Below are 18,585 nucleotides of genomic sequence, written 5' to 3'. Positions count from 1 at the left end.
GGAGTGGAAAACGGGCTCTGGATCGGGGTGCAGTATGCTCGAAGTGCCAAATCACAACTCCATCGATGCGCTATTGCCGCGCGAGATGGCGGAGCGCGCGGAGCAGATCGGTGTCGACAAGACGCACCTCGAAATTGGGAGTTTGATGGCCCTCGCCGTGCTGGCGGGTGCATTCGTCGGATTCGGCTCGATGTTCTCCATTGTGGTGACGGCGGGTGCTGACGGTGTGTTGCCATACGGCGTGATACGCCTCTTGGGCGGTACGGTCTTTTCGCTGGGCCTCATCCTAGTGATCGTCGGCGGCGCAGAGCTCTTTACCGGCAACAATCTCATGATCATGGCTTGTGCGAGTGGCCGTGTCGGAGCAGGTGCTCTCCTGCGGGCATGGACCCTCGTCTATATCGGAAACTTTGTCGGCGCTGCCGGCCTCGCGCTGCTGGTCTTTCTAGCCGCCGGTTACGAGCATGGGAATGGCGCGGTCGGTATGACCGCGCTGGCGGGCGCCAACGCCAAGGTCTCCTTGTCAGCAACGCAGGCTGTCATTCACGGTGTTCTTGCCAACGTGCTCGTCTGCCTCGCGACCTGGCTTTGCTACGGCGCACGCTCGACGACGGATAAGATCCTCGCCATAGTCTTCCCGATTGCTGCGTTCTCGGCAGCCGGTTTCGAGCACTCGATCGCGAACATGTATCTGCTGACGTTCGCGCTCCTGACCAAGTCAGGCGCAGAAAGCATGTTCTGGGATCTGATTGCGAAGACGCCATCGTCCTTCTCACATTTGACCGTGTTTGGCGCGCTCTTGAACCTCGCGTGGGTGACGGTCGGCAATATGATCGGAGGTGTATTGGTTGGTATCATCTACTGGTTCATCTATTTGCGAAGGTCCGGAAGGAAGGTCGCTAGTGAAGGACCGGCTTCATGATTCCTATCAAGATCTCGCATCTTGAGACAAGCAATGAGATCGAGGTGGTCGAGCGCAAGGGCATCGGCCACCCCGACACAATCTGTGACGCGCTGGCTGAAGCGCTGTCTCGGAATCTCTGCCGCGAGTATCAGAGCCGGTTTGGCCAAATACTCCATCATAACGTCGACAAGGCTTTGTTGTGCGGGGGGCAAGCAGCCCCTGCCTTCGGAGGGGGTCTCGTTACCGAGCCAATCAGGATCTTTCTGGCCGGCCGGGCCATTACCCGCGTTGGCAATGACCAGCTTCCCATCGCCGAAATCGCGGTGGAGGGCTCAAAAGCCTGGCTCAAACAAAATCTTCATGCTCTCGATGCTGACTGTCACGTCAAGATCGAGGCGCTGGTGCAGCAAGGATCCCAAGACCTTCAGTCACTGTTCGCTCGCGGGCGTGATGGCATTCCGCTGGCCAATGACACATCGTTTGGCGTCGGCCATGCGCCCTTAAGCGCGGTTGAACATCTCGTGCTTGCTGTCGAGCAACGTTTACATGGCCGCGGTCGGGCGTGTGAACACCCGGCATGGGGTGAAGACATCAAGATCATGGCAGTGCGCAACGGAGCCCAACTTAAACTTACGATTGCTTGCGCGATGATCGACCGGTACATCTCGGGTATCGAGAACTACCTCGAACAAAAAACGGTGCTTGCCAGATGGATCCGCGAGTGCGCCAGCGAGCATGGATTCGCCGACAGCGAGATCGTCATCAATGCCGCCGATGACATCGCATCGGGCAATGTCTATCTCACGGTAACCGGTACGTCAGCGGAGGCTGGTGACGATGGACAAGTCGGCCGCGGCAATCGCGTCAACGGTTTGATCACTCCATGTCGACCGATGAGCTTGGAAGCGGCAGCCGGTAAGAACCCGGTCAGCCATGTCGGGAAGATCTACAACGTCCTAGCAACCCGGATTGCGGAAGCTCTGGTCACGGCGCTCCCCGAGGTGTCGGAAGCGCATTGCTTGGTCGTCAGCAACATTGGAGCGCCGATTACTGAGCCGGTTCTTGTCCATGCAAAGCTCGCAACAAGCTACGGCGTGCCAGCCGATCGGCTAAGGAGCCAGACCGAGGAACTCGTTTCTGGTCATTTGGCGCAGCTTCCCGAGTTGCTCAGCGAACTTTCGAACGGCAAGGTGCAGCTCTTCTGAGCATTAGAGGCGAGTGGCTGATTGTCAACCTGGCGGGCATCCAGCGATCCTCGTACGATAAATGCCTCGTCTAGCGACTTCCAGTTCGGGGCTCTGCCGCAAAGCGGCCGCTCTGGCGCACAATGTTTCGATCCGAAGCGAAGCTGGAACCTGTCGCGACAGATAGGCTGCATCCAGGCCGTAACCAATTGGTTTACTGCTCCAGCTCCCGCCGGATTAGATTGCGATGGGCCTTATGGGTGGTCCGCAAGACGCGGTAGGTATGAAGTAGATCAAGAGCCAACGATGTTGGATGGCCGCCGCGTTCCAACTCGTCAATGATCTCAAGCTGGCGTGTGATGTGCATATCGCTCAGCGCAACGTGGCGCTCTGCCTCTGCCAAGTGACGTCGGACGAGCCGCAGCTCCATGCGGGCAATCTAGCTCCGGACGGACCAGGCCGACAGTGAAAAGGGGGCCCGGTCGGATTCCGCTCGTTTGAACCCAAACGTCGCGCACGATCATGAGCGAGCTAGAGTCGGCATCCGCGGCGTGCGACCACTCCGCGAGTTGCATGCCCTCGCGAGAAACAGCGCTCCGTGTAGGTGATTTCCCTCACTACGATTTTGCCCGCTGGTCTAACCAAGCGCTCCCCAAGAGGCCGACTTTCTAGGGCACATTGGGGGAATTTACGGGGTAAGTCATTGAAATGGTGGGCGCACAAGGGATCGAACCTTGGACCTCTCCCGTGTGAACCACAATCCGTAGAGCCGAGCCAACCAAATCCGGCCATAGTTGAGATGTAAAAACTCCTTTAATTGATGGTGGTTATGGCCTTTTGCAGCCATAGGAGCCCATACCTGACCTTGCTACATTTTGTATGCCCCGTTGTGCCCGCCGTGGATTTTCCCTTGGGGCACAAAACGGGGGGAGGTCTCAGACCCGGTTCTGTTTGGGTCTGTGGATCCTCCCTGCGCGGGCACACGGCAAGGGGAAGGTCTGAGGCCCGGTTCTGTTCGAGGGCTGACCGCCCTTCTTGCGGGGCACACCCGGGCACAGAGAGAGGGAAGGAATCATGACGGAGCCGGCCAACCAGCTGACACTCACCGATGCGGTGATCCGCAACGCAACGCTGCCGACGGGTAAGGCGCAGCATTATCTCCACGACGACAAGCTGCCCGGCCTCGCCTTGCGCATGCGCGCCACCGGCGGCCGGACCTGGGTCTACCTCTTCACCAAGCCGGGGGTGAGGGGGACCCAGCGCAAGACCCTCGGCGCGTGGCCCAAATATAATGAGAAGGCCGCGCGCAAGGCCGCCACCATCGCCGCAGGCGAGGTCGTCAAGGGCTTGGACCCGAACGACGCGAAGCGCGAGGCGAGGCGGCAACAGGCGGCCGAGAAGCAGCGCACCACGCTCGCGACCCTCATTGTTGAAGATGGTCCCTACCAGACGTCCTTGACCGAACGTCAAGTCGTCAACTGGAAGCCAGCTATGTCGGCGCTGCGGCGAGGGCTCAAGGATCACGCCGAGAGCGGCGTGGGGGACCTGACGCGACGGCAGATCATGGCTGCGGTCGACAAGATTGCCAAGACCGGCAAGCGCGGTGCAGCCAAGGACTTGCGCAAGCACGTGCACACCTTCCTCGAATGGTGCGTCGGCGAAGGTTATGTCGAGCACAACGTGCTCGCCGGCTATCGCGCGCCCAAGGAAACCCGTGCGCAGAGGGTCGGGCGCCGAACGAAGGGCCGCGCGCTGATCGATGAGGAGATCATCAAGGTCTGGCACGCATCCGGCAAGCTCGGGGCTTTTGGGCAATTAGCACGCATGTGCCTACTCGGGGGGCCGCGCCGCAGCGAGCCAACCATAATCGAGTGGCGAAAACACATTATGGATGACCGCATCACCTTCGATGCGGCATGGACCAAGATGGGCCTGCACCACGACGTACCGCGCACCCACCTCGTTGATGAGGTGCTCGCGGCTGCGAAACATTTCCAGCGCGCGACATCCGACTATGTCTTCCCGTCGCCGAAGACCGGCGGCCGGATGTCGGGCTTCACCAAGATGGTCAACCGCCTGGTCAAGGAGGCCGGTGTCGCCAGGTTCACCATGCATGACTTGAGGCGCAGCTTGCGCACCATCATGTCGCGCTGCGGCTACGACAACGAAATCCAGCGGCTGTGTGTCGGGCAAAAGCCGAGGGGAATCGATCAAGTCTACAATCACGACGAACAGTGGATCATCCGCAAGATGGCGTTCGAAGCGGCTCACGACTACATCGCGGAATTGGTCGGCGCGATACGGGTCGGCAAGGTCGTGCGGCTGCAGCGGACGAATCCGCTCGATCCCATCAAGGCTGAGCTGCTCGGCCGTCTCCGCGAGCATTATGCGGCCGGGACGGCTTAGTAGTCTTATCGCATCTGGCCAGATAGTCCCGCACCGCATCTACACGGTAGAGCGGGCGGCCGTCGACGTAGCGCCATTTCAGCGGGTGGCTCGGATCGCGCCGCCACTGCTCCAGTGCACCGGGCGTGCGCCGGATAACGGCGGCCGCCTCTAGTGCCGTTAAATTAGAGCTGGCCGGCAGGGCATCGATATCGAACGTCGCGGGCGGCGGCACGCCACGGTTCTTGCGAGGCCGCTTCGTGGCGCGCGGTATTTTCCGACTACTTGGCGACCCTAACGCCTCGATCGGGGTCTTTTCGTCCTTGCCGCTCATGCCTCGGTTCCGAATCGTGATCGGTCTGAGGCGATAAGATCGTGGGCTGCTCTAGCAAGAAAGAAATCAAGTGCGCAGGTATGGCTGCTGCGTGGTGTGGCGTACAAAAAGGAGGAACCGCTTCGATTGATCTCTTTTCGCTTCATTCCGACCTTCGGCCTCATAACCTTGAGGTCGCTGGTTCAAACCCGGCTCCCGCAACCAACAATTCGCAATGGCATTCGAAAGCTGTGTCAAGGCAGCGGACATTGATTCCACCAAGCGTAGGTTCGAATCCTGCCACCCCAACCAACAGAACGTCCGAAAAATTCCGTATCTGTTGCACTTAGTACGATCCGCTTCATCAGATTTCGCGCGTTGCGGCTTCCCAAAAAATTTCGTCTGTTTTCAATCGTTACCAAACCGTGCCGGCGACTCCGCGCGACATGGACGCGACATGCCGAGGCAGCTCGACCATGAGGTCACAGCCGCCAGTCGTCTTATCGCCTAATCAACAGTAAGAGTGATCCATCTAACGTCTGGCCGAATGCTTGATCAGGACGAAAGCGTTGCCCTCAATGAATTGAGAAGGTTGGTCGCCTCGTCGATCTTCTTTATAAATTCCGGGTCTTTTCTTAATTCACTAAGAGTAGCCCAAGGCACATTCTTTACGGATTCAACGACCGTATCGAGATCGCCCACTAGCCCAACTTTCTCTTTCTTCTGCGGTACCGCACGAAGGCGCAACATCGCTGAATCTAAATCACCATCACGAGTCATGAAGTGAGCGTTCGCTACGGGATCAGGTAGAATGGACCGTAGCTTTCTCAAATCTTTCGAATTGGTGATCCGTTTTCTAGCTACTTTATCGACGACAGCATCAATCACGCTTGGAGTAAGGAGCTTCTTACTAACTCCCAGGAGTTCTCGTGCCCAGGTCAAGCTAGCTGCGTCGTCCTTAAGACCTCTAAAACGCTCCGATAGTTCGAAAACCTCAGTGAGCTTGTCCAGTTCTTTGAAGGATATGCCCAGCATATTGGCAGCGGACGCTCGTCCCACGAGTTGGATCAGGCGATAGGCCACCATTTCTTTCTCTTTGGCATCCCACTCTTTGCGCTGCCGATGAATGTAAATCCAAACACGCAGGCGATCTTCTTCGCTTAAAGTACGGTCGGTGACCTCGATCGGAATTTGTCGATACTGAGATTTTCCTTGTTCAACGAGTACACGCGAATTCGTCCAACGACGTTCCCCGTCGATGATACGAAACTTTCCGGATTGTTCTGGATGGGGCTCGACAAGCAACGGCTCAAATAGACCTTCGTTGTCGTCGATTTGTCGTTGCAGTTCTTCGTCTTCTTTTGGCCCCAGGCGCGGTTGACGGTCGTTGGGAATAATGTCGTCTATATCGGCCTTCGTTCGGTATGTCCGAAGAGTAGTGCGTCCGAGCGGCCGTTCTTGCAGGCCTATCACGCGGCCCTTATTGGGTTCGGGCTTGCTCATTGATTCAATCCGTATCCGAAGTTCCGATAATGCAGTCTATCTCTTCCCGTAGCTTTGCGTGAAGTTTCTGCGATGATTTGAGTAAGCTGCCACGCCTTTCCCAGATCTTGTCGTGCGCCTTCTTCTCATCTACGTCCAGTTGCAGCAGCTTCTCGTCATTTCCTTCTACGGAACCTAGGAGCTTCGCAAACCCCTCCGATACAATGTAGTCGTATAGTTTCGCAGTTTTCTGGCTCCGATCCTCCTCGCTTAGACGCGTCGCGTGATTGCGGACAATTTCGCCACGGACAATTTCGACTAAGGCCATAACGCGCGCCGGATTGGCAGCTATGACGCCGTCAACGCCGTGTACCTGGCGCGCGCCGGCAGGAAACTTGCTGGTCGTCAGGAACGCGTGGTCGGCTTTCTCGCTCACCATATCTTCCCGCAACTTGGTGGCAAACGACGCTTGCCAGCCATTTCGATTGCGCGAATCGTAGACGATCTTTCCGCAGACTTTATTCTTGTATTTCACAACGTGAATAATGTCGGCACCAGAGGTTTTGTTGAGCGCGATAATTTCGTCGTTTGGATATTTCCTTTTCAGTTCCTCCAACAATTTTATATCTACGCCCTCGGTCTCCTCGGCATCCAGCCGGCGCTGCATAGCGCTCATCTGCTCGGAGATCTTGGCCATGTCGGTCGCATGCTTGGCAGTGAGGGTGGCGATGTTTTCGTTGTTTTTCTGTTCCATCGCAGTTCGAACTTCCTCGGTCCTGGCGGCAACTACAGCCTCTTGATCGGTCTTCATCTTCGTTAGTGCCGCTATCGCTTCGGCCTTTTCGCGTTCCGATTCGATCGCGCGTTGTGTCGCCGCGGCTTGCTGTGCCGTCACCTCTTCCATTTTTTGCTTCAATTCGGCTTCGGTTGCCTGTCGTGCGGCCGCACGAGCCGCGGCCTCTCGTGCAATACCCTCGGCCTGAAGTTGCGCGACGGCCAGAGCGTGGTTCTGCTGCATCTTCTCAATCGCGACTTTGTTATCGGCCTCTATTTGAGCGCGCGCCTCGGTTAGTTGCTCCTCCATGCGTGCCTCTAGCACCGCCCTTTCCCTAAGCGCATCAGCCTGAAACCTCGCGCGAATTTCTTCGGCGCGCTCATTGGGGATCGGTTGTTCGCAGTAAGGGCACACCTCATCGCCGACATGGAGGTGGGCATCGCGGTCCGAATGCAAAGCAGGCTGCAAGATCATCGACTTCTCCCGTATTGACAAGGAATCGAATACGTCCTATTTTGTCCCAATTAGTCCTAGACGTCAATGGCGGTCCGTCACGAGCGTCCCGCATGTGGAGAAAGCTATGGAAAATCAGGAGTTTGAACTCTTTATCCACGCGTCGGGCCGCAAGCCCCAAGCGGTCCTGGCCGCCGCAGAAGACAAGCTGAGTGACGTTCTCGGCCGTCTCGGTTTGGTATCTGCCGGCACCGGCGGTCATCACATCTTCGTCGGTGAAGCTGTTCTTGAGACAATCGAAATCATCGAAGGTGCCGACGAGCATGCCATCGTCGACATCGACCTGAAGCTCGAGGCTCTCGATCTCCGCAAGCAGCGCCACATTCATGTTCACAAGTGTCAGCGAATCGTCGTCACGGTGAATTTCAGCGCCGATACAGCGGAGCACAAATTCAAGCCGAACACTACGATCGGCACGGTCACCGACTGGGCTCGGAAGAAGTTTCCCTTGGATGCCGCCGTCGCGGGCGAATACGTGTTGCAAATCTGCGGTACCACATCGCAGCCGCGCTCGACTGAGCATCTCGGCGATGTCGTTCATGGCGACACCTGCGCGATCTGCTTTGATCTCGTCAAGGAAGTGACGCCGAAGGGGTGACCGCATGCTGCCGCCAGATCAGCGCCTGTTCGAGTCCCACCTGCTCCTGCCCGAGTACCGCGACGGGGTCGCTAAGGAACTTTGGGGGCACGTCGTCGGTGACGACCTGCCACCAGGTACAGCGTGGCCCAACGTCGTGTTCTGGATGGCATCCGCACGCCGCGAAGGCGCTCCCGATCGGTACCATGTCGCGCTGAACCTAAGCGGCTACAGCACCCAACCCCCAACCGGCCCTCTATGGGATCCGGCAACGAAGCAAACTCTCGCTTTCTCGAAATGGCCCAAGGGCAAACCCGGAAGCCGCTTCGCCATTGTGTTCAGGACGGACGGATTCTCGTTCGCCGGCAAAGCCCTTTACCATCCCTACGATCGTTCGCCACTGTCGGATCATCCCGAATGGAAGACAGAACCGCTTCGTCCGGTCTGGACGAGCTCACATACGATCGTCGACTACCTCGAAGAATTTCAGTCGCTGCTGATGAGTGGGGATTACCTTGGTATCTGACGCTGACATCAAGATCATCAAGCTGCCGGTCTGGCTGTGGGCTAGCGCGGTCCGCGACCTGCGCAAGCGCGGTGCTGGGGTGCGCGAAAGCGGCGTATTTCTGCTCGGGCGGCTCGACAGCCCATACCCCCGCATCACCTCTTATCTCTGCTACGACGATGTCGATCCCGCCGCCTATCAGCTCGGCGCCATCGCCTTTCACGCGTCCGGATGTGCGGCCTTGTGGAAACACTGCCGTGAGCACAAGGTGCGATTGCTCATTGATGTCCATACGCATCCGACACACGATGTACGGCAGAGCCATATCGATGTTCGTCACCCGACGCTGCCCGTCATCGGACACACTGCAATGATCGTTCCGAACTACGCCGACGCGCCGTGGTGGTCGCTCAAGACCGCGGGCGTCTATGAATATTGCGGCGGCTTCAGATGGCGCACGCATTCGCCATCGGCGGCCGACCGGCGCGTCAAACTTTCTTTGTGGTGACGGTTATGAATGCCTTTGCCAGCGAAATATCCCGCATCTCGAAACTCGCTATTGATCGCGACGGAGCTGATCCCGCTGAGGTGCTTGCGCGGCGGCGATCGTATGCTTTGACGCTGTGTTGCGGCGATGATGTTGCCTTTTCATATACCCTTCAGCTCGCGGTACTGACCGCGGCCGCGACTGCTAGCCGTTGCTTTCCGGAAGCGGTGCGCGTCGCCATTTCACCGGATCTCGCCGCGGCGCCCCTTCTCATTTGGCCATGGCTCCGCCTTTCGTTCGGCCAGGCGCTCATCGATATTCTGGGCCCGCAGAGCGTGAACGCCAGCCCCGCACCAACTCCCCGGGCGCTCATTTTCGGCAACGCCATTGCTGGACGTGGGGCTCTGCGCGTGACGTTCGATGGATGGATTGGCCTCGTGGGGCCTGTGCAAAGCGTCGGCCGCTTGCCGGAGCGTCAGTTTTTTCCAACCGCCGGCGTTTTGGCCGCGTCGCTTGCGGTCTCTGAGCTGTTCCTCTCGTTTGCGGACATTAACTTGGAAGCGACCCGACGGGCAGTCGGTTTGTCGCTGTGGCGTCCCGATCTCGGCGTCACCGATCCTGACGCCCTAGGCATCCCTGTACAGTACCTGCCCCAAAGCCTCTGGGCTTTGGGCTTGGGACATCTTGGCAATGCCTATCTGTGGTCTCTGGCAACCTTGCCCTATGTTGATCCAAAGGTGCTAGAGTTTGCATTGTTCGATTTCGACAAGGTCGTGAAAGACAATGTCGAGACCGGTGTGCTATTCGCCTCCGACTTCATCAATCACTTCAAGGCTCATGCGTGCGGCCATTGGTTGGGCGAGCATGGCTTTGAACAACCTCGTCTTGTCGAGCGCCGGTTCGACACCACCTTCAAGCTCCAGGACGGTGAGCCGAAGCTGGCGCTGTGCGGCTTCGATACCAACCCCTCCCGCCGCGATATGAGGGACGCGGGTTTTCTGCGCGTCATCGAGAGCGGGCTCGGCGGGACGGTGAACAATTTTGATACCATCAGCTTCCATACCCTACCAAATCCGCGCTCCGTCGATGAGCTTTGGCCGGATCTTGGAAAGGAAGACGAGGCGACGATGGAGGCGGAGCAAGAACGGATCGCAAGTAACAATGCCGGTTACCAAAAGCTTGCCGGCGACGTCTGCGGCCGCCGTGACCTCGCCGGCAAGTCGGTCGCCGTTCCCTTCGTCGGGACCACTGCCGCCAGCCTCGTTATCGCCGAGGCGGTGAAGCTGTTTCATGATGGACCCGCTTATCACGACATGCGGCTCAGTCTCGGCAACCTGAGTAGACATCATACGCTTCGTAGTGGCTTCTATCGTCCGCAAGAGGCCGCGGGCTTAAGTTATGTCGACTGTGGGAAGTTCGCTTAACCGTCGCATCGTTCTTGGGAGGTCCACCATGCAGTATCTCTTCAATAGTCGAGGGCAACACATAGCCAATTTTGTGAACGGCCAGTTGCATGCGCCAACTGGCCAGAACATCGGCCATTATCTGGAGAGCCAGGGGATCTTCATCGACATGCGAGGCCGTTATCTCGGTGAGATCGTGTTCGAAAAGCGGTTATTATCCCGGCGGAATTCACCACACCATTCGGTCAGTTACGGCAACTACGGAAACTATGGAAATGTCGGGAATTACGGGAATCCCGGCAATTACGGATCAATTGGTACTCCCGGCGGATTTGAAGATATTCCCAGAGAACGACTGACGATCTAAAGGGCGACTTCGTTTCTCCCGTTGCTCTCCTGTTTCTGGCACTGTTGAGGACGCTGCTCCTTCCAATTGGCCTTGAGCGCGCGTTAAGCCCCTCACAACTTCGCCCAGGCGGCTATCTGATTGTCGTCCTTAAAGAGTCGCTTGGCTCCTTGGCCGCCGGCCCTGCGCGCGCCCACAATGGAACATATGACGTTCGCATTCTTCGCAGCGCTGTTCGACCATTTGAAATCACGAAAAGCGAATGAAATTTCAACCTTCCGATCGAATATCTCTCGCCAAAGCTTTGAAGCGTGTATGCCCTGGTTCAGGGAGTTCGTGCAGACGAAAGCAAATTCTGCCCTCGGCAACACCGTGATGTAGTTCGTCGCTTTCGCGAACCAGCCCGAAACGCAATCGAGATTCTTCGGGCTTATGGACCATTCGCGAAAACGATTTGCGCAAATCTTCTTTTTGTCCGGCGTTCTGAATTTTGCCTCCCAGGTAGGGAGGGTTGCCTATGACGTACGTCTCGACTTCATCATCGACAATGTCCTCTTTCGCATGGACCTTTACAACAGTGGCGAGGTCAAACACCTTCTCCTTCTGGACAGACTTCACCGGTACGGGGCAAACGTTTAGCCAATCGAGCTGTAGGGCGTTGCCAGAGAAAATGTGGCCGCCGTCTGTTAATGGAAAATTTGGTTGTGCTTCTCGGGGAATGGCTTGTGCGCAGTGGTCTCGCGCTAGATTGGCCCCAATATTCGAAGGGCAGATATCGCGAAGCTCAGAGCGAGGCTGGCAGGCGCAACGTCTTACGATGTTGGCAAAAGCATCTCTGCCAACATTGCGGACGCGAACAACCACTTCGTTGGCTCAAGACGGGGAAGCACAACAGCCGCACGCTGAGCCCGTCGAGGTGCACGTGGTGGCACGGGATGGAACTGATCGTCCTGGGGGGCGACGCTTTGGAACACTTGTTCACGCTGTGCTGGCGTTGATCGACCTACAGTCGTCCAGTGTTGACCTAGCGGCGATCGCCGCTGTTCAGGGCAAGATAGTCGGCGCGACGAAGGAAGAGATCGACGCAGCGGTTGCGGCCATCTCTCGTGCCAAGACGCATCCCCTATTGCAACGAGCTGCGAACGCGGCGAAAGTCGGCCGATTGCGCCGAGAAATCCCGATAATGCTAATGCAAGACGAAGTCCTCATCGAAGGGGTCGTTGACCTCGCTTTTCGAGAGGATCTGCTCGATTTCGCCGGATGGACCGTGGTGGACTTCAAGACGGATCGGGAGCTTGCTGAGGCCCGTGATCGATACGTTCGGCAGGTGCAACTTTATTCGAGGGCCGTGAGTGCGTCGACCGGGTTGCCGGCTCGCGGCGTGTTGCTGGCGATCTGATCAGCGTGTTGCGCCCGAGGGAGTGACGCCTCAACTTTCAAGACCGTAGCTTATCCGCCGACGCGGGAGGATCTTCCTTCACGCCGCGGGCGACGATCCGGAGCGATCTATCCGGCAGCGGCCGCTGCAGTTTCAGCGCCGCCTCTGGTGGCGCCGTCATCCAGGCATCGACTTCTTCCGGCGTCATCAGGATCACCGGCATCGCCTTGGGGTGGATGGCGCCAACCTCCGCGTTAGGCTCCGTCGTGAGGAACGCGTAGAGGTCGTTGGTGGTCTCACCCTCCTTGACCTTCCGGACGGATGTCCAGTTGGTCCATATGCCGGCGAAGCAGGCGAGGGGACGGGTCTCGTCGAGCGCGAACCAGATATCGCCGCCCTCAGCCTTGTTGAATTCACTGAACGAGTTGAACGGCACCACGCAGCGGTTTTCGACGCCGAGCCAGCGAGTCCAGTGCTTGCTCGTTACGTTGCGGATGTTTGTCGTGCCGCCGTCCGGCTCCATTCTGAGCAATTCCTTGAAATCCACTGCCTTGCCTTTGGCCTGCAGCTTTTCGGCTCGTTTCTTGGTGGCGTCCATCAGCGCCTTTGATGACGACGGCATCCCCCATCGCGCAGTAGTGAGTTCGCGACCCTCGGCTCCGTTGCGTACGATCGGTGCTTTGTAATCGGGAAAAACCCCGGGCATCGGCGCCAGATTTCCAACGTATCGGTTGACGATGCGGAACAGTGCGTTGATCGCGGCTTGGTTGGTCGTGATCGAATAAAGATTGCACATCGGTCAGGATTCAGTTCGAGGGTGGCGCGGCTGCCACGTTAACTGTAGCAGAGTCGCGGATGGGCGCCGGCCCGCCTTGGCGCATTTGCGGCAGCGCAGCCGCCTGCTAGATCGTGCACGAAGGTGGTGGGCGGGTGCTTCATCGCCGCGAGGTCCACGTCGCTCGGCGTCTTGCAGCGCGCGCACCTGATCTCGAGCCAAGGGAAGCCTCCATTCACAGCCTGGTCGATGGTGGGCGACGGATCGATCGGTTCGCCGTCACTCCACATCCGCTCGTTCCAGCTTTCGCAAAGCAGCCTGTCGGCTTGCTGGATCATCGCCTCGCCTTTGGCCCGCATCTCCGCCGATTGGGTCGCCAGGATGTTCGCCATCGCGCGTGCCTTGCCGAGCTCTTTCGCCAGAGCCTTGCGATCGCCACCCGACAGGGGCGTAGGGTGATACTTCGGGGCCATCCGGACATCCAGGCGCAAAGAGATCGGATCGGCAAATCCAGAGCGACTACGGCGTCTCGAACGCTGGCCAGCACCCGTCTTCTTCATGCCTGCCGGTGCGCTGCTGGCAGGTGTTGTCGAGCAATCGCTGCGCCACGTCCTTCCAAACTGCGTTGGCGCCATACAAGCGGACGGCATCGGCGGTCTGGATTTCCACGGTCCGCTCGCAGCGGCGGCAGGAGACGCGCAGCACGGGGCCCTTAATTTCCGAAAGACGTTGCTGTCGGGCCTGGGCCACGGTCGCGCCGGCGCGAGGGTCTTTGAGGACCGATTCCCAATATTCGGCCGGGAGGGAATCATCCGGACCCGCAGCGGACGGCGCTCGTCTACGGTCGGCTTCGGCGGCCAATTTTTCCATCTGCTTCGGGGTCGGCATGCGCCAGCTCGCGGGTCGGTCGGTCATGCCCCAATTAGAACATAACAAGAACAAATGTCGAGTCCGACCAGGCAGCCGCTGAGAAAAATCCTCCTGCGGGACGGGTCGCGATGTCGGAACCAAGCCGGGTCGTTCGTCTTGAATCCGGTATCAGTATCGGAGTTCCCATGGCCCCCCGCGCTAACTGGAAAGGCTTCCTGCGCCTTTCCCTCGTCACCTGTCCGGTCGCGCTTTATCCGGCCACGTCGGAATCCGAAAAGGTCTCATTCAACCAGCTCAAGGGCTACAAGGTTGATACCGATACCTTCATCGAGGTGACCAAGGAGGAGCTTGAGAACGTCGCACTGGAATCGGACGCGAACCATCGAGATCGATGAGTTCGTCGACCGCAGCGAAATCGATCCGCGATATCTCATTCGCCCCTACTACCTGCGTCCTGACGGTAAAGTCGGGCACGATGCCTTCGCCGTCATTCGAGAAACCATCCGCGAGATGAATAAAGTCGCAATTGGTCGAGTGGTGCTGACTAATCGCGAGCACATCATTGCGTTGGAGCCGCTGGACAAGGGCCTGATGGGCACGCTGTTGCGCTACCCCTACGAAGTCCGTTCCGCGGATAAGTATTTCGACGATATCCAGGATGTCAAAGTCACCAAGGACATGCTTGATCTCGCCAAGCACATCGTCAATCAGAAGGCGGGCCATTTCGAGCCGGACAAGTTCGAAGACCAGTACGAGACTGCCCTCATTGATCTGATCAACCAGAAGCGCGCCGGCAAACCCATCACCGCGAAAGCGCGCCCCCGCGGCGAGAACGTCGTCGACCTGATGGACGCGCTGCGAAAGAGCATCGGAAGAGAGGGCGCAGCAGCGACAGAGGCACCCAAGAAATCAGTCAAAAAGCCGCGCAAGGCGGCGGCCGGGCAGAAGGAAATGCTGATGCCGATCGCAGGCAAGAAGCCAGCAAAGGAGACCGCGGCGAAGAAACCGGCGGCCAAGCCGCAGCGGAAGTCGGCTTAGGTGTCGTCAAGCATCCGGTGACGCCGGACGGCCACTACTTCGTCCTCCGCGCAGGCTCTGGCGGATGGCAAATCCCAATCTCGACGAGGTCACGCGAAACCATCTCGCCGGCCGTCTAATGGCGGCCCGGCAGGTCGGCGCGCGACGCCAGGAAGGCGGCCGACCGCGAGGCCGAAGTAAGGGCGCATAGGACCGTGGACGAGGCTAAGCAGGCGCTCGGCGAGCGCGGTCCGGTATGGTGGGGCGACGGCTCGCCGGATCTCGATTGCTCTGCAAAATAGGAGCGATATGGCTGCGGTGAAAAAGACTTCCAGGAGATCGACCTTGAGCGCGGGCATTCTCGCATACCGCAAGGGCGCTCGGGGGCTCGAGGTACTGCTCGTTCATCCCGGCGGTCCGTTCTGGCGTAAGAAGGATGATGGCGCCTGGTCCATTCCTAAGGGCGAAATCGATGCCGCGGATGCTCCGGAGCAGGTCGCGCGGCGCGAGTTTGCCGAAGAACTCGGCCCGAGCGCTTCGATTGGTCCACTCCAGGCGCTGGGGGAAGTCCGACAGCGAGGAGGCAAGCGCGTCATCGCATTCGCCGGGGAGGGCCACTTTGACCCGGCAGCGCTGACCAGCAATACCTACGATATCGAATGGCCCCCCGAAGCGGTCGACAGCAGAGTTTCCCCGAAGTCGACCGCGCGGAATGGTTTGATATCGAACTCGCGCGGACCAAGCTGCTGTCCGCTCAGGTAGAGTTCCTCGATCGTCTTTTGGCAATCGCGGTGGAGAGTGCCGGGAAATGAGCTTCCGGATTGGAATCATTTCGGACACACACGGCCTGTTGAGACCCCAAGCGGAACGAGGCCTGACGGGCGTCGATCACATCATCCATGCCGGCGACATCGGGCGCCCCGAGATCGTCGACGCGCTTCGCCGGATCGCGCCCGTCACGGCCATTCGTGGAAACGTGGATGGTGGCGAGTGGGCTCGCGACTACCCCGACACGAACCTTGTGCGCCTGGCCGGAAAGTCGATCTACATTCTGCACGACTTGAAAGCGCTGAAGGCCGACCGCGGCGCCGGCATCGACGTCATCGTCTCCGGGCATTCCCACGTGCCGAAGATCGACACGGTCGGTCGCGTTCTCTATCTGAATCCCGGCAGCGCGGGACCCCGGCGTTTCAAGCTGCCGATCACGCTTGCAACGCTCGAACTCACGCCTGACGGCATGCGACCGGAAATCCACGACCTTGGAGGCGACTGAGTGCCCGCCGCGGAGGGCCGGAGGAGGCGAGTGCGTCAATCCTTCCGTTTGCCGGGGTTACGCCGGAGGGAAGAGCTATTTGCGCGGACGTTCTCGCTCACGCACGACCTCCTTCGCCCGCTTGTCGGACCTGAGCCCGAGGTAGACGGGCTGGCGCAGTTCGCCCTTACTCGTCCACTCCGCAAATTTGACCTCCGCAACCAATGAGGGCCTGACCCAGGTCGTGCCGGCCTCGTCCTTCACTTTGGCAGGGAAGGGTGATTTCGGGGTCGTCAGCTTCACGAGCTTGGCGTGAAGTTCTTCCAGGACCTTGTGGCTGAAGCCAGTACCGACATGTCCGATGTAGCGCCATGCGTCGTCTTCGCGCACGGCGAGGACCAGGGCGCCGAAGTATGGCCTAGTGCGCCTCGGCGCCGTGAAGCCCGCGATCACCACTTCCTGCCGCTTCGCTGTCTTGATCTTCAGCCAATCCGCCGTCCGGCTTCCGGACGCATAGGCGCTGTTGGCGCGCTTCGCCATGACGCCTTCCAGACCCTTCCGCTCGGCCTCGGCGAAAAATTTCGTGCCGTTCGCTTTGCGGTGACGGCTGAAGGCGATCAGCCGGTGATGTGGCAGGATCGCTTTCAGCCGCTCCTTGCGCTCGAGAAGAGGCTGCTTGCGCAAATCAACTGCGTTCTGAAACATGAGATCGAAGGCGCAATACAGTAGCTTCGCTTCATGGCGCAGCGCGTTCTGAAGCAGCTGGAAATGCGAGACGCCGTCCTTTCCGATCGCGACGAGCTCGCCGTCGATCACGGCGTCGCCCTTCACGCCCTCCAGCGCTTTGGCGACCTCGATATAGCTGCGGCTGATGATCTTGCCGTTGCGGCTGTAGAGCGAAACCTTGCCCCGCCGGATTCCCGCGATCATCCGGAAGCCATCGTACTTATCCTCGAAAACCCAGCCGGGGTCGTCGAACGGCGCGTCGGTGAGCGTAGCGAGCATCGGCTGTAAGCGCTTAAGCAGGGTCGAGGTCCGGCTCATTCAAGGGCCAATCCTTCAGAGCGTGTTGTGGAATGCACGGACGGCACCTTGTCGCTCGAGGTGGCCAGGGCGGATTCGGGGAAAAGCGCCTTGACGCCGATAGCCGTCGGCCTTTTACGCGCGAAACGCCACTGGAGAACTCCACGCTACAGCCGACTCAAATTGGCACAGTTCGAATCGTTCCGGAACCTGCGAATCCCTGTCGCGTTTGCTTCGATGTCACAACAGGAGGCACCGATGGCGGTAGCGAAGAAGAGCAAGGCGGCGCGCGGACGAAAACAGGACCGGGCGCGGGTGGCCGGTGGACAAGACTACGAAGTGCGGTACGAGGCGAAGAAGACAGGAAAGTCGGCGCCCGCGGTGAAAAAGGCCGTCAAGAAGGTCGGCAACGCGCGCAAGCGCGTGGAGAAACGGTTAGGCCGCTGACTCGGAGACGGGTCGGCGTCGGGCCTAGCGCCGGTCGTCCTCGTCAGGGGGACATTCTGGGCAGGCATCACCAATCGAGTCCAACACGTCGCAAACCGCGGCCTCCGCTGTTTGACGGGATACGCCTTCCGGCAGGTCTCGACGGGCGATATCGAAGGCCCGCTCTCGGGCATGCGGATCGGCGCGGTCTTGCATCCAACCGTGCTCCTCGCATTCGCGGATGGCGCCGGCTTCGTTCAGCACGTTGATCGCCCAACCGCGCAGGGTGCGGATCACTGGCCGTCTCTGCTTGGTCATCAGCATTGAAAGGTTCTCCCACGCTGAGACGAATCGTTTAGTCCCGCAGACGTTCCCCATCGCTAACACACGACTGGGATTCGGGTCGTGGGATCTCGTGGTTTTTCGAAGGCCGAATTTTCCGCCCGGCCAGGTGCTGGGGTGGGCAAGAACGAACTGAAGAAACCGTTTTCCGATGCTTCAGACGTCCGAGCTCAGGTGGTTGCTCCTTGCTCCGTTTTGCGCGTGCGGCTGTCGCCGCACCGGGCTCTCGTGAACCGAGCCGCGCAGCGTCTCGGCCTTGCGGCTTCGATCCCTCGCGCTCGAGCAGATCACGCCCTCGCGGGGCAGAAACGAAAAACCGGACCTTTATGCAGCAGCCACCTGCACAAAGGTCCGGCCTTATCTCAGCGTGCCGCGATACCAAACGGCTGCAAAGGACGCTTCATATCCTTTGGGAGGTCTCGCTTTTATCCGGGGTGCGACCCGAATGCGGCAATATATCAGTAGCCGATACGACTACTTCTTCTTTGAAGTCTTCTTTGCCACCTTCTTGGTAGCTGCCTTCGCGGTCTTCTTTGCCTTCTTCGCTTTCTTGGCCATGTCGTCCTCTGTAAGAATTGGCTCTCAGTGAACATGCCCACGCCGTGCATAGACATGCGCACGAGTGAGA

19 protein-coding genes and 4 pseudogenes are annotated in these 18,585 nt (G+C 59.0%); 13 read left to right on the top strand and 10 right to left on the bottom strand.

Annotated features, from left to right (window positions below; genetic code table 11):
- Positions 1–34: 34 nt before the first annotated feature.
- The 3 genes from A3AS_RS0108245 (at position 35) to A3AS_RS0108230 (ending at position 4,494) form a co-directional block, all read left to right on the top strand.
- Positions 35–922 carry a formate/nitrite transporter family protein gene (locus A3AS_RS0108245; protein WP_018317122.1) on the top strand — a complete coding sequence of 296 codons (888 nt, stop codon included), beginning with the start codon at positions 35–37 and terminating at the stop codon, positions 920–922.
- The gene (locus A3AS_RS0108240) at positions 919–2,109 is read left to right on the top strand and encodes a methionine adenosyltransferase (protein ID WP_018317121.1); all 1,191 of its coding nucleotides are present in this window, start codon (positions 919–921) and stop codon (positions 2,107–2,109) included. The genes A3AS_RS0108245 and A3AS_RS0108240 overlap by 4 nt, the downstream gene beginning before the upstream one ends.
- Positions 2,110–3,162: 1,053 nt before the next feature.
- Positions 3,163–4,494, top strand: coding sequence for an integrase arm-type DNA-binding domain-containing protein (locus tag A3AS_RS0108230; RefSeq protein ID WP_018317119.1), 1,332 nt, complete (start codon positions 3,163–3,165; stop codon positions 4,492–4,494).
- A gap of 847 nt (positions 4,495–5,341) precedes the next feature.
- Here the strand turns inward: A3AS_RS0108230 and A3AS_RS0108225 are convergent.
- Together A3AS_RS0108225 and A3AS_RS0108220 are read right to left on the bottom strand one after the other, a co-directional pair.
- A complete protein-coding gene (locus A3AS_RS0108225) occupies positions 5,342–6,289 on the bottom strand; it encodes a ParB/RepB/Spo0J family partition protein (RefSeq protein ID WP_018317118.1) in 948 nt (315 codons plus the stop codon).
- A 4-nt stretch (positions 6,290–6,293) separates the two neighbouring features.
- Complete coding sequence (locus tag A3AS_RS0108220) at positions 6,294–7,517, bottom strand: DUF2130 domain-containing protein (protein WP_018317117.1); 1,224 nt, start codon at positions 7,515–7,517, stop codon at positions 6,294–6,296.
- Positions 7,518–7,623: 106 nt separating this feature from the next.
- On the opposite strand from A3AS_RS0108220, the gene A3AS_RS0108215 reads away from it, so the two are divergent.
- From A3AS_RS0108215 to A3AS_RS44860, 5 genes are read left to right on the top strand one after another with little or no spacing between them, the layout of a single operon-like run.
- Complete coding sequence (locus A3AS_RS0108215) at positions 7,624–8,154, top strand: hypothetical protein (RefSeq protein WP_018317116.1); 531 nt, start codon at positions 7,624–7,626, stop codon at positions 8,152–8,154.
- A gap of 4 nt (positions 8,155–8,158) precedes the next feature.
- Entirely contained in the window at positions 8,159–8,659 is a 501-nt protein-coding gene (locus A3AS_RS43310; protein WP_018317115.1) for a hypothetical protein, read from the top strand.
- Entirely contained in the window at positions 8,649–9,146 is a 498-nt protein-coding gene (locus A3AS_RS0108205) for a hypothetical protein (protein WP_018317114.1), read from the top strand. The genes A3AS_RS43310 and A3AS_RS0108205 overlap by 11 nt, the downstream gene beginning before the upstream one ends.
- On the top strand, positions 9,089–10,549 hold the full coding sequence (locus A3AS_RS0108200; protein ID WP_157644230.1) for a hypothetical protein: 1,461 nt from the start codon (positions 9,089–9,091) through the stop codon (positions 10,547–10,549). Before A3AS_RS0108205 ends, A3AS_RS0108200 begins: the two co-directional genes overlap by 58 nt.
- A gap of 28 nt (positions 10,550–10,577) precedes the next feature.
- Positions 10,578–10,895, top strand: a complete 318-nt coding sequence (locus tag A3AS_RS44860; RefSeq protein ID WP_084674804.1) for a hypothetical protein — start codon at positions 10,578–10,580, stop codon at positions 10,893–10,895.
- A 92-nt stretch (positions 10,896–10,987) separates the two neighbouring features.
- Here the strand turns inward: A3AS_RS44860 and A3AS_RS49965 are convergent, their stop codons facing one another.
- Positions 10,988–11,308 (bottom strand): DNA methyltransferase, encoded by a 321-nt coding sequence (locus A3AS_RS49965; RefSeq protein ID WP_371260665.1) that lies wholly within the window; start codon positions 11,306–11,308, stop codon positions 10,988–10,990.
- 175 nt (positions 11,309–11,483) lie between these two features.
- A pseudogene (locus A3AS_RS49960) lies at positions 11,484–11,738 on the bottom strand (hypothetical protein); the annotation flags it as partial.
- On the opposite strand from A3AS_RS49960, the gene A3AS_RS0108185 reads away from it, so the two are divergent.
- A complete protein-coding gene (locus tag A3AS_RS0108185) occupies positions 11,692–12,273 on the top strand; it encodes a PD-(D/E)XK nuclease family protein (RefSeq protein WP_256375079.1) in 582 nt (193 codons plus the stop codon). The pseudogene A3AS_RS49960 and the gene A3AS_RS0108185 sit on opposite strands and share 47 nt — an antisense overlap.
- A gap of 37 nt (positions 12,274–12,310) precedes the next feature.
- On the opposite strand, the gene A3AS_RS0108180 is transcribed toward A3AS_RS0108185, so the two are convergent.
- From A3AS_RS0108180 to A3AS_RS0108170, 3 genes and pseudogenes are all read right to left on the bottom strand, one after another.
- Complete coding sequence (locus tag A3AS_RS0108180; protein ID WP_018317110.1) at positions 12,311–13,048, bottom strand: SOS response-associated peptidase; 738 nt, start codon at positions 13,046–13,048, stop codon at positions 12,311–12,313.
- 3 nt (positions 13,049–13,051) lie between these two features.
- Positions 13,052–13,500 (bottom strand): annotated as a pseudogene (locus A3AS_RS0108175) (hypothetical protein).
- Positions 13,501–13,546: 46 nt separating this feature from the next.
- On the bottom strand, positions 13,547–13,942 hold the full coding sequence (locus A3AS_RS0108170) for a hypothetical protein (protein ID WP_018317109.1): 396 nt from the start codon (positions 13,940–13,942) through the stop codon (positions 13,547–13,549).
- 140 nt (positions 13,943–14,082) lie between these two features.
- Between A3AS_RS0108170 and A3AS_RS0108165 the strand changes: the two are divergent.
- From A3AS_RS0108165 to A3AS_RS0108155, 3 genes and pseudogenes are all read left to right on the top strand, one after another.
- A pseudogene (locus A3AS_RS0108165) lies at positions 14,083–14,935 on the top strand (Ku protein).
- Between the two features lie 288 nt (positions 14,936–15,223).
- Positions 15,224–15,726, top strand: a pseudogene (locus tag A3AS_RS0108160) (NUDIX domain-containing protein).
- On the top strand, positions 15,723–16,187 hold the full coding sequence (locus tag A3AS_RS0108155; protein WP_018317108.1) for a metallophosphoesterase family protein: 465 nt from the start codon (positions 15,723–15,725) through the stop codon (positions 16,185–16,187). The pseudogene A3AS_RS0108160 and the gene A3AS_RS0108155 overlap by 4 nt, the downstream one beginning before the upstream one ends.
- A gap of 75 nt (positions 16,188–16,262) precedes the next feature.
- Here the strand turns inward: A3AS_RS0108155 and ligD are convergent, their stop codons facing one another.
- Positions 16,263–17,210, bottom strand: coding sequence for a non-homologous end-joining DNA ligase (gene ligD, locus A3AS_RS0108150; protein WP_018317107.1), 948 nt, complete (start codon positions 17,208–17,210; stop codon positions 16,263–16,265).
- A 237-nt stretch (positions 17,211–17,447) separates the two neighbouring features.
- Between ligD and A3AS_RS0108145 the strand changes: the two genes are divergently transcribed.
- Positions 17,448–17,636 carry a DUF3606 domain-containing protein gene (locus tag A3AS_RS0108145; RefSeq protein WP_026201787.1) on the top strand — a complete coding sequence of 63 codons (189 nt, stop codon included), beginning with the start codon at positions 17,448–17,450 and terminating at the stop codon, positions 17,634–17,636.
- Between the two features lie 24 nt (positions 17,637–17,660).
- Here A3AS_RS0108145 and A3AS_RS44845 read toward each other — a convergent pair whose 3' ends face one another.
- The gene (locus tag A3AS_RS44845; protein WP_020508641.1) at positions 17,661–17,939 is read right to left on the bottom strand and encodes a hypothetical protein; all 279 of its coding nucleotides are present in this window, start codon (positions 17,937–17,939) and stop codon (positions 17,661–17,663) included.
- A gap of 418 nt (positions 17,940–18,357) precedes the next feature.
- The coding region (locus A3AS_RS48775; RefSeq protein ID WP_210163478.1) for a hypothetical protein at positions 18,358–18,585 on the bottom strand (228 nt) is incomplete at its 5' end.

It is taken from the genome of Bradyrhizobium sp. WSM2793, assembly GCF_000379585.1.
Classification (GTDB): domain Bacteria; phylum Pseudomonadota; class Alphaproteobacteria; order Rhizobiales; family Xanthobacteraceae; genus Bradyrhizobium.
This window is presented reverse-complemented; position numbering and strand designations above follow the sequence as displayed.

Bases quoted from the DNA above. Each gene is read 5' to 3' on its own strand.
- A3AS_RS0108245 (WP_018317122.1), top strand. From the start codon at position 35: ATGCTCGAAGTGCCAAATCACAACTCCATCGATGCGCTATTGCCGCGC.
- A3AS_RS0108240 (WP_018317121.1), top strand. From the start codon at position 919: ATGATTCCTATCAAGATCTCGCATCTTGAGACAAGCAATGAGATCGAG.
- A3AS_RS0108230 (WP_018317119.1), top strand. From the start codon at position 3,163: ATGACGGAGCCGGCCAACCAGCTGACACTCACCGATGCGGTGATCCGC.
- A3AS_RS0108225 (WP_018317118.1), bottom strand. From the start codon at position 6,289: ATGAGCAAGCCCGAACCCAATAAGGGCCGCGTGATAGGCCTGCAAGAA.
- A3AS_RS0108220 (WP_018317117.1), bottom strand. From the start codon at position 7,517: ATGATCTTGCAGCCTGCTTTGCATTCGGACCGCGATGCCCACCTCCAT.
- A3AS_RS0108215 (WP_018317116.1), top strand. From the start codon at position 7,624: ATGGAAAATCAGGAGTTTGAACTCTTTATCCACGCGTCGGGCCGCAAG.
- A3AS_RS43310 (WP_018317115.1), top strand. From the start codon at position 8,159: ATGCTGCCGCCAGATCAGCGCCTGTTCGAGTCCCACCTGCTCCTGCCC.
- A3AS_RS0108200 (WP_157644230.1), top strand. From the start codon at position 9,089: ATGGCGCACGCATTCGCCATCGGCGGCCGACCGGCGCGTCAAACTTTC.
- A3AS_RS44860 (WP_084674804.1), top strand. From the start codon at position 10,578: ATGCAGTATCTCTTCAATAGTCGAGGGCAACACATAGCCAATTTTGTG.
- A3AS_RS0108185 (WP_256375079.1), top strand. From the start codon at position 11,692: ATGTTGGCAAAAGCATCTCTGCCAACATTGCGGACGCGAACAACCACT.
- A3AS_RS0108180 (WP_018317110.1), bottom strand. From the start codon at position 13,048: ATGTGCAATCTTTATTCGATCACGACCAACCAAGCCGCGATCAACGCA.
- A3AS_RS0108170 (WP_018317109.1), bottom strand. From the start codon at position 13,942: ATGACCGACCGACCCGCGAGCTGGCGCATGCCGACCCCGAAGCAGATG.
- A3AS_RS0108155 (WP_018317108.1), top strand. From the start codon at position 15,723: ATGAGCTTCCGGATTGGAATCATTTCGGACACACACGGCCTGTTGAGA.
- ligD (WP_018317107.1), bottom strand. From the start codon at position 17,210: ATGAGCCGGACCTCGACCCTGCTTAAGCGCTTACAGCCGATGCTCGCT.
- A3AS_RS0108145 (WP_026201787.1), top strand. From the start codon at position 17,448: ATGGCGGTAGCGAAGAAGAGCAAGGCGGCGCGCGGACGAAAACAGGAC.
- A3AS_RS44845 (WP_020508641.1), bottom strand. From the start codon at position 17,939: ATGCTGATGACCAAGCAGAGACGGCCAGTGATCCGCACCCTGCGCGGT.